Origin of the sequence: Butyrivibrio sp. MC2013 (genome assembly GCF_000424585.1) — a bacterium.
Classification (GTDB): domain Bacteria; phylum Bacillota; class Clostridia; order Lachnospirales; family Lachnospiraceae; genus Butyrivibrio.
In genome coordinates this window covers 357,256-374,362 of sequence record NZ_AUKE01000001.1, presented here as the reverse complement: position 1 = coordinate 374,362, position 17,107 = coordinate 357,256, and the positions used below count along the sequence as shown (strand labels likewise).

The 17,107-nt window shown below is 40.4% G+C and carries 11 protein-coding genes and 1 tRNA gene; 8 read left to right on the top strand and 4 right to left on the bottom strand.

The annotated features are described in order from the left end of the window. Positions 1-248 precede the first annotated feature (248 nt). On the top strand, positions 249-638 hold the full coding sequence (locus G636_RS0101495) for a metal-dependent transcriptional regulator (RefSeq protein WP_026506574.1): 390 nt from the start codon (positions 249-251) through the stop codon (positions 636-638). An 83-nt stretch (positions 639-721) separates the two neighbouring features. On the opposite strand, the gene G636_RS16820 is transcribed toward G636_RS0101495, so the two are convergent. Next, positions 722-1,312, bottom strand: a complete 591-nt coding sequence (locus G636_RS16820; protein ID WP_035778395.1) for a TetR/AcrR family transcriptional regulator — start codon at positions 1,310-1,312, stop codon at positions 722-724. A 329-nt stretch (positions 1,313-1,641) separates the two neighbouring features. Here G636_RS16820 and G636_RS0101485 point away from each other — a divergent pair. Continuing rightward, positions 1,642-1,714 (top strand) — tRNA-Lys (locus G636_RS0101485). A 367-nt stretch (positions 1,715-2,081) separates the two neighbouring features. Next, entirely contained in the window at positions 2,082-8,045 is a 5,964-nt protein-coding gene (locus tag G636_RS0101475) for an InlB B-repeat-containing protein (RefSeq protein ID WP_026506572.1), read from the top strand. Positions 8,046-8,164: 119 nt separating this feature from the next. Here G636_RS0101475 and G636_RS0101470 read toward each other — a convergent pair whose 3' ends face one another. Beyond that, entirely contained in the window at positions 8,165-8,491 is a 327-nt protein-coding gene (locus G636_RS0101470; protein ID WP_026506571.1) for a hypothetical protein, read from the bottom strand. 263 nt (positions 8,492-8,754) lie between these two features. Between G636_RS0101470 and G636_RS0101465 the strand changes: the two genes are divergently transcribed. Together G636_RS0101465 and G636_RS16815 are read left to right on the top strand one after the other, a co-directional pair. After that, positions 8,755-9,297, top strand: a complete 543-nt coding sequence (locus G636_RS0101465) for a type IV toxin-antitoxin system AbiEi family antitoxin domain-containing protein (RefSeq protein ID WP_026506570.1) — start codon at positions 8,755-8,757, stop codon at positions 9,295-9,297. A gap of 5 nt (positions 9,298-9,302) precedes the next feature. Further along, positions 9,303-9,644, top strand: coding sequence for a hypothetical protein (locus G636_RS16815; protein WP_035778489.1), 342 nt, complete (start codon positions 9,303-9,305; stop codon positions 9,642-9,644). Between the two features lie 188 nt (positions 9,645-9,832). Here the strand turns inward: G636_RS16815 and G636_RS0101455 are convergent, their stop codons facing one another. Further along, entirely contained in the window at positions 9,833-11,272 is a 1,440-nt protein-coding gene (locus G636_RS0101455) for an AAA family ATPase (RefSeq protein ID WP_026506569.1), read from the bottom strand. 381 nt (positions 11,273-11,653) lie between these two features. Between G636_RS0101455 and G636_RS19200 the strand changes: the two genes are divergently transcribed. Beyond that, positions 11,654-12,052 carry a nucleotidyl transferase AbiEii/AbiGii toxin family protein gene (locus G636_RS19200; protein WP_051226379.1) on the top strand — a complete coding sequence of 133 codons (399 nt, stop codon included), beginning with the start codon at positions 11,654-11,656 and terminating at the stop codon, positions 12,050-12,052. A gap of 42 nt (positions 12,053-12,094) precedes the next feature. Here the strand turns inward: G636_RS19200 and G636_RS0101445 are convergent, their stop codons facing one another. After that, positions 12,095-12,346, bottom strand: coding sequence for a type II toxin-antitoxin system RelB/DinJ family antitoxin (locus tag G636_RS0101445; RefSeq protein ID WP_026506567.1), 252 nt, complete (start codon positions 12,344-12,346; stop codon positions 12,095-12,097). Between the two features lie 300 nt (positions 12,347-12,646). Between G636_RS0101445 and G636_RS0101440 the strand changes: the two genes are divergently transcribed. Both G636_RS0101440 and G636_RS0101435 read left to right on the top strand, forming a co-directional pair. Next, complete coding sequence (locus G636_RS0101440; protein ID WP_026506566.1) at positions 12,647-15,142, top strand: InlB B-repeat-containing protein; 2,496 nt, start codon at positions 12,647-12,649, stop codon at positions 15,140-15,142. 155 nt (positions 15,143-15,297) lie between these two features. Continuing rightward, complete coding sequence (locus G636_RS0101435) at positions 15,298-16,716, top strand: AAA family ATPase (RefSeq protein WP_026506565.1); 1,419 nt, start codon at positions 15,298-15,300, stop codon at positions 16,714-16,716. Positions 16,717-17,107 lie beyond the last annotated feature (391 nt).

Below are 17,107 nucleotides of genomic sequence, written 5' to 3'. Positions count from 1 at the left end.
GATATAGAGCTCTCTTACCCGTAAGGGTCAATAAAAGGGTTATTTCCTGCTAATGCCGGGAGATAACCCTTTTTATATGAAAAAGATTGATTAAGTATCTGGATCATACAATACCGGGGATGCCCAGCTGTGGAACTTATATAGTTCTCGATATAGTAATAGAATCGCTAAAATGTTATAATTTTTTAAGGCAGGTCCCTTGGGGCTGAAAGTGTATGAGATAGATAAATAGCGTGTGGAGGAAAGCTATGGCAGATAAGCTTGCAGATAAGAGCCTTGGAAAGTCAGCAGAAGACTATCTGGAGGCTATGCTCATGTTAAAAGAAAAGAACGGGTACATTCGAAGCGTAGATATAGCAGAGATGCTCTCGGTTACCAAGCCCAGTGTCAGCATAGCTGTGAAGCGCCTTAGAGAGAACGGATACCTGGAGATGAACCATTCAGGCTTCATCACTCTGACAGATAAGGGCCAGGAGATAGCAGAGAAGATCTACACCAGGCACAAGACTCTTACAAGCTTCTTTGTGGCTATGGGTGTGGATGAGGAGATAGCAAGGGAAGATGCCTGCAGGATTGAGCATGATATCAGCGAGGAATCCTTCAGGGCCATTGAGAAGCTTTGCGCAAGCTGGAAATAATCTTTTTCATATATGACATAATGGAGCTATAGCAGATCTAAAAGGCATAAGTATAACCGGTGGTTCATGGCCGCCGGTTATTTTTATTGCAGTTCTTTAAAACGACCTTTAGCAAAATCTCCGGACAAGTAGAAATAAAACCTCTTGGCCAAAAGAGCCTCGTTAATACTATCGTCCCAATTTCTGTAGACTGTTGCTGCAAAACCGCTTAGACAGGATGCCCAGTATGAGGCATACAATTCCGGATCTGCAAGCTCCTGAGAGTCTGTAGTATTTCTGAGAAGTATGATCGTTTTCGGATCGTTTATTATGACATCGCGAATTGATCTGTAAAAGAGAGGGGCCAGCTTGTTATCAATAAAGAGTATATGCAGTGGGTCCTTGTGAGTAATGAGGAAATGAGCATAGCTTACGCATATATCCCACAGGCTGTTATCGCCTCGGGTTTGATATAAATCACTGCGCAAGAAATTACTGGTAGTTCCCATTAGATAACAGGCTGCTTCATCCTTGTTATCAAACAATGAATAGAAGGTTTGACGGGAGAGCCCGGCTTTTTCGCATATAGAACTGATTGAAATAGATGAGTATGGATGTGTCTTCAGGAGTTCATATAGGGCAGTTGAGATCTTTTCAAGAGAAGACAGCGCCGTTTTATTTTTTCCTTTATACATAGGATCCATCCTTGCTTTATAGATAATTAGATGTATTAATAATACTACAAAACTTGGATAGATTAAATAATTATATATAAAATTATTGACATAAAACGATTGCATGGTATGGCTGGATGCCTACTCTGATAAGGCTTTGACAAATAATAAAAGACAAGCGATCTTTATGGCGATTCCGTGGACGGAGGGAAAAACAGAGGTCAGTGTGTAAGGGTCCGCTAAAGAAAATGCATGTTATTATAAAAAAAGATTCCAAAAAGGGCTTGCATTAGTTTCGGAAAAGTGGTATAAATTATAACTGTCGTCACTGCGGTGGCGTTCACATATATGCGCTGCTAGCTCAGTTGGTAGAGCACCTGACTCTTAATCAGGTTGTCCAGGGTTCGAGACCCTGGCAGCGCACTAAAGATATTGATTTTATGAGGCTCCTTATCACTGATGTGATAAGGAGTTTTTTTCTTGTGCAATCTTCTATAAAAATAGTCAATTGTTCATAATGCTAAAAATATTAAAAAATTTTCGTTAAATATTTTTACGCCAGCCCCTTTCTATTTCAATTTATTTAACCGAAAAAGAGAGAGCAATCATCAAATGTTGTGCGCTTGTCAAATATCAAAAGGAGGTGGAATCAAGTCTTCACTAAACGCGGGATTAGCGCACAGTAGACTGGAAAGCAGTAAGTGTTATCTTTTTTCAAGTTATAGCATGTTGTTTTCACCGGCAAGGATGGCCGGTGAGAAAAAGCATATTGCGAAAGGAGAAAAACCATATGAGAAAAAGATCTCTAAGTAGAGTGCTCAGTGCTGCACTTGCAGTAATGCTTGCATTCACCTCGGGGGTACCCGGCACGCCGGGAAGGTTTGCGGAGGCGGCACCAACGGGAACACCGACTCCAATATTAACAGCGAATAAACTGACTTATCATTTTTATGACGCAAATGGTGAAAGCTTATCACCTACGGGTGCGCCAACTGCTGTTGGGTTAGTATCTCCTTCAGATGAAGTGGCTGGAACAGACGTATCTGCATATTATACAAGAAGCGGAGATGATGGAGGTCCGTATACTTATGAGGCAGCCGAAGGCACTTACACAAGTGGAACTAGATATTACAGACTTCCTACAGAATTCCCTGTTACCGCAACGATTACTGGCGATTCCGTAACAGGCAAGTATTATTCCGAGGTAGAAGGTGAGTATATTACAGCTTCTGGCGAAGCTCAAGCAAATATGACGTATTATACCCCTGGTACTGAAACGCCTTTAGTTGAAGATCCCGGGGAATATGAGGGTATATACATAAGAGAAGGCTTAGGAACTACTGGAAGCCCCTATACATTTAGACTTGCTACGCAAGAAGATTTCGAAGGGGCCGGTCCTGAAGCAGTATCTGTTTGGTCTTTACCTACACAAGCAACAATAACTAATGTACATGTAGATGGCACAGTAGTATCAGGCAAGTATGAGCATGCTCAAAACGGACTGGTATATACGTTGACTTCAGATAGCTATGCTCAATCCGGTAAGTACTACGCTGAAGTAACTGCTGCTGTTGATTCAACAGGTTGGGTAGAGTATGAAGATGCTGTTTCCAATGCCCCTTTAACAGGTGAAAATGCAGTAACACTTCCTTCTGTTCCCGCTGTCAACGGTAGAAGTGATGGAAGATGGGTATTCCTGAACGCAGAAGCAGGAGCTTCTATCGCTACTACAGAGAGTGGACAAGTAGCAAGCTTCACATCTGAATTCTTGGATGCAAACTATGAGGACGGTTTTGATGCTGTATTCCAGGCAGCTTATACTGACAACCGCTACAGGATCACATATGTAACTCCTGAAGGTTCAGTATTCAGTAAGACAGCATTCTATCCTGAATATGATACAGCTAACGGAACTATTAATGGCGGAACCACTGATGGTGGTAAAGTATTCAGTTATTCAGAAATTGAAGGTGGAGCAATAACGCTTCCTGCAATATCCAAACCCGGATATACATTTGATGGATGGTATTATTCTAAGGATAATACAGCTGTATTATTTGATACAGAAGGTGCAAAAACAGGATTACTAACAATCAATGACACCACTGATGGAAAATGCACAGTAGGTTCAGATGGCGTTAAGAATCTGAAACTGTATGCAAAGCTTACAGCAAACAGCAATGCTCTTAAATATTTCAAAGTTGATCCTACATCCGAAGCCGGAGCAACAACTCATCTGGAGGCAACTCAGATTGTTGGCGAGGGTACCGGAGTTGCAACAACATATGCTACAGGAACCACACAGGTTCTTGTTCCAGCAATATCTGTATCTGCAACACTGGGAGCAGGATATGAGTTTGGCGGATGGTTCACAGAAGCTTCTCTCGAGAGCGCTTATGCACTTTCCAAGAATTCTGATGGATTGTACGTATTTGACACCAAGAATAAGACAGGTGCACTTTCATTATATGCAAAGCTCACTCCTATAAGCAGTAATATCACTTGGAAAGATGCTGAGACAAGTGATAGCACAACTGTTTACCCTGTAAAGTGGTCAACAGACAGACCTGGCAAAGCTACATATGGCGCAGATCTTGTTGTTAAAGCTCCTACACGTGTGAACTATGAGTTTGCAGGTTTCAAGATCAATAATGCCGAGGCAATTGCAACAGGAACTAATACAATTGATAAAGATGGTAATGTAACTATCAAGAAAGCTGATATACCCGCTACAGCTTTCACAGTAACAGCTACATGGACTGCTGAAACACATACATATGAATTTGAACTTAACGGCGGTATTTCAACAAGAGATGGCTCTACAACATATACTATAAACAATGCCGGTGTAGCTACTCCTGCAACAATCACCCTTACTAAAGCAGAAGTAACTAAGGCTGACTATGACTTCGGCGGATGGTATACAGATAAGGAATTCAAGAAAGCTGTTCCTGCTAAGACAGGCGTTGATAATGCATATGAATATACCATCAAGTCCACAGATACAGAAGGCATTACCTTCTATGCTAAGTGGACACCCAAGACAACAGGTAGATATTATACGGTAACTTACAAGGGCCTTGAAGGCGCTACCAATGACTCCAAGAACCCTGCAAACGTGCTTGCAGATGTTACCGGAGAAACTCCCAAGACTATTACCTTCTATGCACCCGTTAAGGACTTCTACACATTTAACGGATGGTATAAGGATTCCAAGTTTGAAGAACCCCTTACAGGTTCAGGCCCTTGGACTCTGGCAGTTAGCAATTCCGATATTCAGAAGGGCATCACTGTTTATGCTAAGTGGACACCGGATAATGAAACCGTAGCATTCAATTACAATGGCGGTTATCAGGGCAGCGCAAATGAGACTGTAGCTTACGGCACATCACTTGGCAAGGTTCTGAGATTCACTGAGACTCCTGAGTATGTCAGCTCCGGAACAACCGACTTTACATTTGTTGGATGGTTCTATACAGTTGATGACGTAGAGTATCAGGCAACAGCTTCAACAGTAGTAGATAAGAATGTATTAACAGGAAACACTTTGGCACTGAAGGCTAGGTGGAAGGGCGCAGCTAAGTCTGTTATCTTTAACAGCAATTATGGTACAGATGTTAGGGCAGACCAGACCTTTACACTGGCTACATTTGTAGGCGACACAGCAATTGTACCAGACAATGAAGAATGTGGTTTTGCAGCTCCTGCAGGTTACGAATTTAAGGGCTGGGCTCTTACAGCATCTGGAGCAGTAGACGCATCACTTGAGCCTAGCACCAAAGTTGATATCACTTCAGCGCTCATCCCCGCAGCTGAGATGAAGCTCTATGCTAAATGGGATGTTGCAAGCTATAATGTGATCTTTGATATAGGCGACGGTGTTGCTGTATCTGATATCGATACTGACGTACTTGGCGGAATCACATCAGCAACCGTTAACCATGGATCAAAGTCCTACTACTATACAGGTTATACTACTGAACTTCTGGTAGGCGACAAGTATACACTGACTGGTGAAGAGTTTACAAGAGTAGGATATACACTGTCAGGCTGGAAGTGCTCCAATGGCAAGTCCTATAAGACAGGAGATGTGCTCCAGAGTCTGTCTACTACAAACGACGATTATGTAAAGCTGACAGCAGAGTGGAAGCCTGAAACATATTCCGTTAAGCTCGATACCAATGGCGGCGTATTTGCTTCCGATAATATCTCAACAGCTGCTGATAAGAAGAAGATCGTAGATCGCATCTCTTCTTACACAACTAACGATATTACATCATTTGTTGCTATACCTAATCCTTATAAGAAGGGCTTTACATTTGATTATTGGTATGTTGACAAGGATGATGATACAAGTAATATCTCTACAGCTGCTGGCTTTGGCCCCGGATACCTCAACGTAGGAAGAACAGGTAAGCTTTACTCAGCTACACTGTATGCAAAGTATACTGTTTCCACAGCATCCATTTCTTACAACCAGAACATTGATGGTGCTGAAACAGTAGTTCTTGAAGGTGCTCATCCTTATGATGAGAGCTTCGATCTTGGCGCATTTGTTGCAGAAGCAAACAAGGAAGATGGTTCACCTTTCAAGAGAAACGGATATACACTGTCCTCTTTCAATACTCAGGCTGATGGCAAGGGCACAAAATATGCAGTTGATGCATCTATCACCAAGCTGGAAGATAATGTAACTCTTTATGGCCAGTGGGCAGCAAACAGCTACAAGCTTAGCTATGACCTTAAGAAGGGCAAGGTAAAGAAGTCTGAGCCCAAGTCCTATAAGACAGGTACAGGCGTAGCTCTTCAGACACCTACCAAGAAGGGTTATACATTTGGCGGATGGACAATCTCCAATGCAAACGTCACAGTAACAGCTGATGCTAATGGTGTTTATAGCGTAGATCCTGCAAGCTATGGCAAAGCTAAGCTTACAGCTATCTGGGTTCCTGTTGAATATGACATCGAATTCATCGATGCTGACGACGAGACCAGAAGCGTATTCTATAGCGATGTATATGGCGAAAGGGCTAAATATGGTCAGAAGGTCAACCTGGCAGCCGGAGCACTTGCTCTTCAGAGAGGCAATAATGGTGACAAGGCAGCCAGCAAGATCCGCATGAAGAATAGCAAGGGCAAATATACAAAGAATCTCAATCTTAAGAACTACTATTCTGCTACCAAGTTTGGAGATGCGGTTCTCAGCGAAGAAGGTATCGTAAAGGTATATGTATTCTGGAGTTCCAGCAACCTTTACAATATTGAGTATGATAATCTCCATGCCAATGACCAGCAGAAGTATCCTAAGACATATAAGGCTAAGAGCGTAAGTAAGTTCCCGACACCTAAGTGGCCCGGATACAAGTTCACAGGTTGGACACTTAACGGAGATACAACCACTACTTATACCACTTCCAAGAAGCTGGTCAAAGCTATCAAGGCACAGACCACTAAGGGTGATATCGTAGTAACTGCTAATTTTGCAGAGGTTAACTTCAATGTTAAGATCTATCCTAATGGCAGTAATGTAGTAAAGGATGGCCAGGAAGTAACTAAGGCTGCGGCATACAGTGTTGAGTATAATGCTTCTCAGACAGAGACTATCGCAGGTCTTGGATGGCAGAAGAACGGATATACATTCGTAGGCTTTGCTGCCGACAAGAAGGGCAAGAAGATGCTCACAGATACTGCTGCAGAAGCTCTTGAGATGTGCACACTTGGTACCAAGAATAAGCAGAATGTCAAAGTATATGCTATCTGGGAACTCAACAACACCAAGCATGTCAATAAGGCTATAGATGCTTTTGCAATCCTTGATAACGAAGTTCTGATCACAAGTGGCACTGAATACGATACACTGAAGGCTACACTGCAGCCTGAAAGCGCTACTAAGGTCAGCAAGGCATGGAAGGCTCTGTACAAGAATAAGGCCCTTACCTTTGGTAAGAAGGTAACACTTGAAAAACCCAGTGTTCCCGGATATACATTTGTAGGATGGGAACTGCTCAATGCAGGTGCTGATAAACAGAGCGTAACCATGAGCGGCAATTATGTAACAGTCATCAAGAAGGGCAATGATGCAGATGTAAATCTCCGTGCAATATTCAAGGCAGAAAAGGTTACAGCAGCATTTGATCCTAACGGCGGACACAGATATGAAGCAGGAAACAAGATCACAACAGGCTTCACATATAGTGATGGTCTTGAGAATCCTATTTCCTACAACAGAAATATCTTTGTTAAAGCCAATGCAGAAGCCCTGAAGGTAGCGTTCATCGACAATAACAATAAGGTTATCAATGTCGAGAAGAATGGCTATATCTGCACAGGATATGCTTATGACAAGGCTGGCAAGCAGGATATCACCAAGACATCCATCAATCCCAAGAAGGGTTCAACAGTAACATTCTATCCTATCTGGGAGAGACCTGAAGATGTTGAGGTAACGATCGGAACACCTGCAGCCACAAGCTTTAACGTAAAGTTCGAGGGCAATGCTCAGTGCAAGTATGAGATTGAGTATTCAACATCGATCAGCTTCAGAAAGGGTGCTACATATTCTAAAGTTGTAGATTATGATGCAGACGGACCGTATACTATAAGCAATGCAGAGGGCACACCTGTAGCAGCCGGTAAAGAGTACTACGTAAGAGTAAGACCTATAGTTGTAGATTCTCAGTCTGAAGACGGAAAGCCCGATTATGAAGGCGGTTGGAGCGTAATGAAGTCTGTAAGGACAACAGGCGGTATTTAATGCTTTCCAAGTAACTGATAATTGATTAATTTGAAGGACCCCGGGACAAATTGTCCCGGGGCCCTCTTTTCTATCAGTGAGTCAATTTGTTACGTCCCCTTGACTCACGTCCCCTTGACTCAGTCCTCGATAATCCGTTGTACATACAGAGTAATAGTTGCACCATCCTTTGAAGGAATCAGGGGTTCGTATACATCGCACATATTTCGGCCTTTGGCGTCGTAGCTGTAATCAGGACGCCTAAGTTCGCCCTCTTCATCGCAATAGACTATAGCATGAAAGAGCTGGTCTAGTTTCGCCTGATCTACATCGTAGTACAGATATGTATCAAAAGGGGCAAAGGCTTTGGTGTATTTCTGGCCGTTATATTCAATGGTCTTACCATTCGGATTGATGACCAGCTTGAACCTGGTTGGTTTGAAGACAGGCCTCAAATCCAGGTCCATTATGTTTCCTGCTTTAATCTGGGTTACATATCCGGATTTATTTCTTTTTAGATATTTTCCCTCGTATTCTGATGTTGGCTCCCAGCCGCAGAATGTATAGTTAGGGAGGTATGTTATTGAAGTAAATATACACACCAGAGGCGTGTCGTGTGTATGTTTACTCAAATTTGTGTTGCGAGTGAGCAGAAGATATCCTATAATTAAAGTAAACATACACACAAGAATGATGTCGTGTGTATGTTTGCTTAAAAAGGAGGGTAGATATGCTTCTTACATACAATGAATGTATAGATAAATACGGGAGCGACTATAGACTCAAAAAAGAGATCCTTAGTGGAAATATCTTCATGAAAGAAAAGGGAATATATTCTACTAGGCGTAATATATCAGATATTGAAGTAATAATGAGCAAATATCCTAAAGCTGTATTTACTGATAAGAGTGCATATTATTATCACTCTCTTACAGATGTAATTCCCGATTATTTTCATCTTGCCACAAAAAGGGAAGATAGCCGGATTAGAGATAGTCGCGTAAAACAATCTTTTTTAAAAGATGAAATTTTTGAGGCGGGCATTGAAGAAATGCAATACAATAATATATCCATCAGGATATATAATAGGGAACGTATGCTGGTAGAATTGATGAGATTTAGGTCCAAAATACCTTTTGATTATTATAAAGAAATCATTCAAAATTATCGACGTATCACCGAAGAGATGGATTTTGGACTCGTAGAAGATTATGCCTACATGTTCCATAAAGGCGAAATTATTATGAATCAGATACAGATGGAGGTCCTTTGATATAAATGAATTTACATGATGAAGTAGTAAAAATTAAAGATGAGGGGTATAGTGAAGCTAATGCTGAAGCTAAGCTATGCCAGGATATAGTGCTTAAAGCAATTGCAGAGAGTGGAATGGGGAGAAATGCCACAATTAAGGGCGGTGTCGTAATGCGCAGTATCTCTAAGAATGCCAGACGTGCTACGCAGGATCTTGACCTTGATTTTATAAGATATTCATTTTCGGATGATTCCATTAAAAGATTTATAGGAAAACTGAATTACCTTGATGGTTTAAAGATTGGTATTGCAGGCAATATTGCGGAGCTTAATCATCAGGATTACAAAGGAAATAAATATCAGTAAAGCCTTATATTAAGCGGAAAGTGGTTTGATTACATATAATCAAATTATATAATCAAACTAAAAGACGAAAAGAAACTGGAAAAAATTTTTTTAAAAGTTCCTGAAAACGTGCATAAAAAATATTTCTGCAAACGAAATTAAAAATGTAAAGAGACGGATTTTGTAAACCCGTCTCTTTTCTTTATGCATCATCTGAATAAATCTTCACCCGTTACAATGGATTGGATATTTCCATAATATGAATTTTCTTCCACATCATAAGTCGTTACCAATGTAGAATGAATGGCAAACTTTGTTTTTGTTGCCTGCTGTAAATCTGCAATTTTCCTTCGCATAGCTTTATCAAACGCCAGGTCAGGCACATAATCTGACTCAGAATACTTCATCTCACATACGTTGATGACTTGATCTTTTCTAATGATTAAAAGATCTATCTGAGACCCCAACAATCCTTTATCAGGATTTGCCTCACATTTCCATGAATTTACATTGGTCTGAACTCCTGAAATTCCTAATGCTTTTTTTATTTGGGAAACATGTTCAAGACAGACTCTTTCAAATGCGATTCCCGTCCATGCATTTATTTGCCCGGAGTTAGTTGCGTTCTTCCAAAAATTATCATCGTATGCATTATCTCTTAAAAATCTATTATAAAAAAGTGTATAACCATCAATAAGCTGATATAACGCATTTTTACTCTCTGCACCAAATGGCACATATTTTCTTATGAAACCACAATTTTCAAGTTCCTTTAGTTTTTTAGTAAGATCTCCGGAACTTGGAATCTTAGTCTTTTTACAAATTTCTTCCCTTGTAATTCCTTTATTGACGCTGCAAAGGGCCTCAATTATTTTAATATATTGATCTGGTTTATTAAAAAGGGCCTTGTAAAGGTTGTCATATTCGTCCTGTAATGAAGCTCCTTCTTTGAAAAAGAGCTCATCTATATTTTGCGAAAGGCTCTTTCCTTTACTAAGCAGGCTCCAATAATAAGGTACGCCACCAAGAATCATGTAACATTGAATAATCTGATGTCGGTTAAAAGATATCTTTTTCGTTTTTAAATACTCTTCGCATTCTGCCAAAGTAAATGGTTTTAGCTTTATTTGTCCAGTTAGTCTATTGTGTAAACCACCTTTTGAATTAACAATGTTGTCCATCATCCAATACGTTGCAGAAGCGCATACCACCAGAATAACATCCTTTTCTGGGCGGGCAGTTACCCATCCATTCCAGAAGTGCTCAAGTGCAGAGATTAATTCACTCCCTTTAGTATCCATCCAAGATAACTCGTCAATAAATATTACCTTCTTAGTATCTTTAGACTGCTTGATAAGTTCTTTTAGGCAATCAAATGCATCATACCATGAGTTTAATGTCCTATCAGTAGAAAAACCCGCATCTTTCAACGATTTTGAAAAAGCTTCCAACTGAGTCTTTTTCCTCATATTTTTCTTTATTGAATTATTACTGAGACCAGTATGTTGAAAAGTAAACTTATAATCAAAACTCTCTCTTATAAGAAACGTCTTTCCAATTCTTCGTCTACCGAAAACTGCAACAAATTGCGCCTCATCTGCGGTTAACAGTTGTCGCAATTGTCTTTTCTCTTCGATTCGTCCTATCATTCAGCTTAAACCTCATTTTTTCCAAAACATAAGATTATTAAGTACATTTGGAAATAAATCATACATAAATTGTAAAAAAGCGTGTCCCGCCTGTCAAGTTTATATTTTCCAAATGTCATAATAATAATGCGATTTGGAAATTTTACTTTCTTTCGACTATATATTCTTGACACTATACAAGGCAGTTTCCCGCGTACGACTGCTTTTGTATTTGTAATTACCTCCACTAGATTTGAAAGCTTTTTTCATACAGAATTGATTATAATATTATATTTATTATCATATATATCTCTATTAGTTCATAAATAAAAAAGATACTATTCTTAAAAATAGTGCTTTTTTGAGAGGATTACACTAACTGTCGAAGATGTTGAGGGAACAATGCTTTCTCTGAAGATGGATATAGGTGTTCATGCTGACCTTACGCTTGAACAGGAAGAATATGCTTTTGACGTGGGATTCCAGGATGACGCTGTAAGCCTTTTGATTAATTCCAGACATCAGATGATTACTGAAAAACTGAAATCACTTGTGAGATTCGGAAGCCGCTCCACAAGATATAAAGATGTGTTTGATATTTACTATCTGAAGGAAGAGGTTGATGTTGGCAAATCAGATTTTAGAGATATCAGGGAGCATGGTAATTACTATGTAGATAAAACCGAGATGCTATATGAGCTGGTTCATGATACGGATAATGCTGTCAGCCTGTTCACAAGGCCTCGTAGGTTTGGTAAGACTCTTATGCTGAGCATGATGGACAATTGTTTGCCAATATAAATAATCCTCCCAGGCAATATCAGACCATGTTTTATTCATTTATTAGTCCACCTCTATAATGTCGTGTTGTTTTCCTTTGCCTGCATTGAGTTGTTGTATGGATTTTTCAAGAACACTCTGATTTACTGGATTATAAAATGGATCAACTGATACCTCAAATGGGATTCTCATTTCATTACCTAACTTTACAAGATACAGATTGATGGCGGTTGTCATGTTCATTCCCAGTGCCTCGCACGCAATTTCAGCTTTTCTTTTAACATTATCGTCTATTCTCATACTTATCTGTGCCATAGAGCATGCCTCCTTAAAACACTAAAGTTATTCTTCTGTTATCATTGTAATTCTCTGTGTATTCGTTGTCAATACATTGTGTATGATCCGGCGAATCTTACGATATTCAACTCCGCTTGAGCTTGTTAAAAATGATAGGATAAAACCAAGATCCGCCAGGGACGTTTAGTTTTGACTCATTGACCCCTGCATGAAATGAGGGATATACTAGTATTTGCGACACTCAAGTGCATCCCTGCACTTCAAAGCGTGTCGAAATACATCCGTGTATTCTGACTAATCATTTAACAGGGGGGAAGTATGAAAAAATATCTATTAAAAAGTGTCGGTGCTATCTGTCTGTCACTTGTCATTGGCGCGTCATCAGCGATCAGCTGTCTGGCCCAAGCGCCTTTTGCAATAATTTCTAATGAGTATGATGCTATCCAAACTGTCTCTGATAATGAATTGTCCACAGATGCGGCTTGGTCTGCTACTGTTTCGGATAATGAATTGTCTGAGGAGCTTGATGAGTCAGCCACTGTATCAGATAACGATATAGCTGCAGGCAGCGAAGAGGGTACGGAAACCGAAGAAGAGACAGAAAATGAAGAAGGCTCTGAAGGTGAAGAGGATGAAGAAGATGATGTTTATCCTTATCCCGCAGCCGGACTTACAGTGATCTTCCACGCTGGACCAAAGAAAAAAGATGCTACAAAGAAGCTTGTGATCTCGAAGGATGATAGTTTAGATTATTTTAGCGACATTTTCACCAGAAAGGGCTATATATTCTCGGGCTGGAAGAGCAGCAAGGGCCTCATATATGGATATGAAGACGAAGATAACTGGATTGAAGCACATAGTATATATGAAATGTGGGCCGATCATGCCAAAATGAATAAGGGGGTCTGCAATAAGCTGGAATTGTACGCTATGTGGACACCTATTGAATATAATCTAGATCTGCATGGCGAAGGTGGAGATATGCTGTATGTCGCGTACGACGAGATTATTGATCTGTCCAAATACACAGACGCTCCCAATGGCTATCGTCTCACTGCGTGGAAGGGCACAGTAAACGGTCAGGAAGTAACTTATAAGCCTACAGATAAGATCAAGAATCTTACAAGCAAGCAAAACGATATGGTAGAGCTCTACGCTGTATATTCTCCTATTACCTACAAGATCAAATATATACTAAATGGCGGAAAGGTAAAAAGCGCACCTGCAACATATAAAACCGGTGAAACTATTAAGCTCCCTAAGCCCACTAAGAAAGGATACCACTTTTCTGAATGGGTGCCTTATTACGATAATACAGATTCCGAATTTGCAGAACAAGGGTATGATAGGGAGCTGCTCACACTGACTCCTGATGCGGAATATCCCTTTTATGGCACCCTTACATTGTACGCACAGTTTACCAAAAATGATTTTTGTATCTATTTTGCTAAGGCAGATGGAACTATGCTAGAGCAGCCTGCGAACTTTGGTGAGGACAATTACTATTTTTATACTGATTCTATAAATTTCGCAGCTGCGGCAGACTATATCAGCCAGCAGCTTGGATGCGATACCGAGGTGGTAGGCTTTTCCAAGACTCCGGGCGGCAAGGCAGATTTTAATCTCACCAAGAGCTATAAGAGATTTTATACAGGTGAAAGCGATCTCACCTTGTATCCTGTCACCAAAAAGACCAAGAACATATACAGGATAAGCTATTTTTCGGATGGCGGATCATTGACCAAGGCTGTTACCAGATTCAGCGGCAAGAAGAAAGTCACCCTGCCCAAGGCTAGCAAAAAAGGCTATAAATTCCTGGGATGGGCAACCGACGAAGACTCCGAATACCTGGGATATAAAACAGTCAAAGCAGGCGATGAGAAAATAAGGCTAGTCACTTCCATAAAGGCCGGCTGCAAGATGGACATCAATCTCTATGCAGTGTATATGCCTAAGGTTTATAAAATTTATATAGATCCAAATGCCAAAGGCGTTTGCTGCGATGGCTATCAATATAAGAAAAAGATGCTCTTTGGATTATATACAATAGATGGCTCCACTGCGTTTGCTCTGGATTATATAGAATATATGGTTGAGCTGCCAGAGGCATTTAGCAGAAGAGGCTATGAAATGCGCTTCTTCTCTACTAATCCAAAAGCGAAACATGGTTATGAGGCTGTAGATGAAGAGTACTTTGGCGGCAGGACCGGTTCAGTAACCCTCTATTGTATATGGGATGTCTGTAATTATGGTGTTACATATAATTCCAAGGCTACTCTGCTATGCGGCAATAATAAGCTCTATGATAGTCTGGATCTGACAGAGTACCTACCGGATTATGATGACAGTGGATACTATGCATGCAATAAAACTATCAAATTGCCCACCCTGTCGCTGCCTAACTATACATTCTGCGGCTGGGAGCCAACATCAGAATACGAGGGAAAATATCTAAAAAGAAATAAATCCGGATATGTAACCCAGATTAAAGCAGGAAACATAATGGACCTGGATTTGAGGCCTGTCTTCAAACCAACCAGGTTCAAGCTGGTCATCAATCCGAATGGTAAGACCATTGAATATAACGGCCAGAAATACACCAAAGCCTTTGCCCCTTTTGATACATATCTGTACTACGACGTAGATCAGGCGAAACTAGACCAGCTCTTTCATGCTATAGTCTATCGCGATGAAGAAGGTAGACAGATGTTACCTGATTACAGTTATGACGCAAAAGGCAAGAAGATGTGCGATGTATACGAACCCCTGATTCCTTCAAAGGATGGCGCAACCATCACCCTGTATGTGCAATGAGTCAATAGATCTTACTATATTCAACTCCGCTTAATCTTGTCAAAAAGGCAGATTAAGCGGAGTTGAATTTGCTTATGAGGTTGCTGATGCCGTTGTTTAGGTGTAAAATTTGCTTAAAGTGATATTTTAATCGAGATTAAGCGGAGTTGAATAATATGATAATAGGAAGAAATGCCGAGATTAAAATGCTGAATGCTGCAGTTAACGATGATAGATCCCATTTTATTGCAGTGTATGGTCGCAGAAGGATTGGCAAGACATATTTGATAAGAGAGGCTTTTAATTACAGGTTTACCTTTCAGCATGCCGGATTATCAGCAGGAGGTCTTAGGGAGCAGATATTTGCTTTTGAAGCTTCGATTAAGGATGCAGGAGGGAGCGCTGACACTAGCAGAAAGAACTGGCTCGAGGCATTTGAGGACTTGAAGGATCTGATCAGGGCTTCCAGAGAAAATAAGAAGATCATTTTCATAGATGAATTATCCTGGATGGATACTCAGAACAGTGATCTGATGGTTGCTTTGGAGAACTTTTGGAATGGCTGGGCATCCGCAAGGACAGATATCATATTGATAGTATGCGCCTCAGCAACCTCTTGGATGCTCTCTAATATCATACATAATAAGGGCGGGCTATACCACAGACTTACGGAGGAGATAGCATTAACAGCTTTTTCTCTTGCGGAATGTGAGGAATTCGTTCGATATAATGGCTTTGCTTTTTCCAGAAATCAGATTCTGCAATTCTATATGATCTTTGGAGGTGTGCCGTATTATTGGACCTTTTTGGAAAAGGGACTGAGCATCTCACAGAATATAGATAAGATATTATTTGCCCCAAAAGCGCCATTAAGAAATGAGTTCAAATATCTCTATGCTTCTATATTCAGACATCCTGAGGCATATATCAGGATAGTCGAAGCCTTGGGCAGCAAAAAAGCTGGTATGACAAGAGAGGAAATAATATATAGTACGAAGCTGACAAATTCCGGTGAACTGACCAAGAAGCTGGAAGAATTGGAAAGCTGTGGATTCATTAGAAAATTTAACGCCTTTGGGATGAAAAAGAAAAATGCGGTATATCAGCTTATAGATAACTTCACGCTATTCTATTATCAATTTATGGAAGATGGGCAGACAGATGAGCATTTCTGGTCCGGTCAGATTAATACCCCAAGGATCAATACCTGGCAGGGGCTTGCTTTTGAGCGTGTATGCCTGGAACACATTATGCAGATCAAGAATAAGCTTGGTATATCCGGGGTAAAGACGGAGAGTAATTCCTGTTATATCAAAGCTGACCCGGAGGCCGGGATCCACGGATCCCAGATTGACCTACTGATAGTCAGAAATGACCAGGTTATCAATCTGTGCGAGATGAAATACTCTTCCAGCGAATATACTATAAGCGGAGATGTGGACCGGGATATCAGGCACAAGATATCCGACTTGATGCTCAGCAGCAAAACCAAATATGCCATATATCCTACTATCATCACTAGTTATGGCCTTGTCGATAATAGTTATTCCGGAAACATTCAATCAGTAGTTACAATGGATGACCTTTTTGTGTGAGTCAAGGGGATGTGGCAAACTGATTCCACAAATTCAACTCCGCTTAATCTTGTAAAAAAAGATAGATTCAGCGGAGTTGAATTATTCAGTCATAAACTTGATTTATGACTAGTGCAGAGACTAACCGAAATCCATTTCGCCCAAATTGATTTCGGTTAGTCTCTTTTTGTTGTTTTGCCTATATCTAAGTACATACTTCTTGCTGCCTTTCGGCAATCTATTTCTCCTTATGATCATTATCTCTATTATTTGGGGCTGATGATCCCTGGCCTTCAATAGGTACACCTGCAAAATCTATGATATACAACATCCCACAATGAGCCTGAGCTTAGAGGAAACGCCAAAAAATTTTTTGTTTTGTTTTGGACATATTTAAATATTGAATAAGACT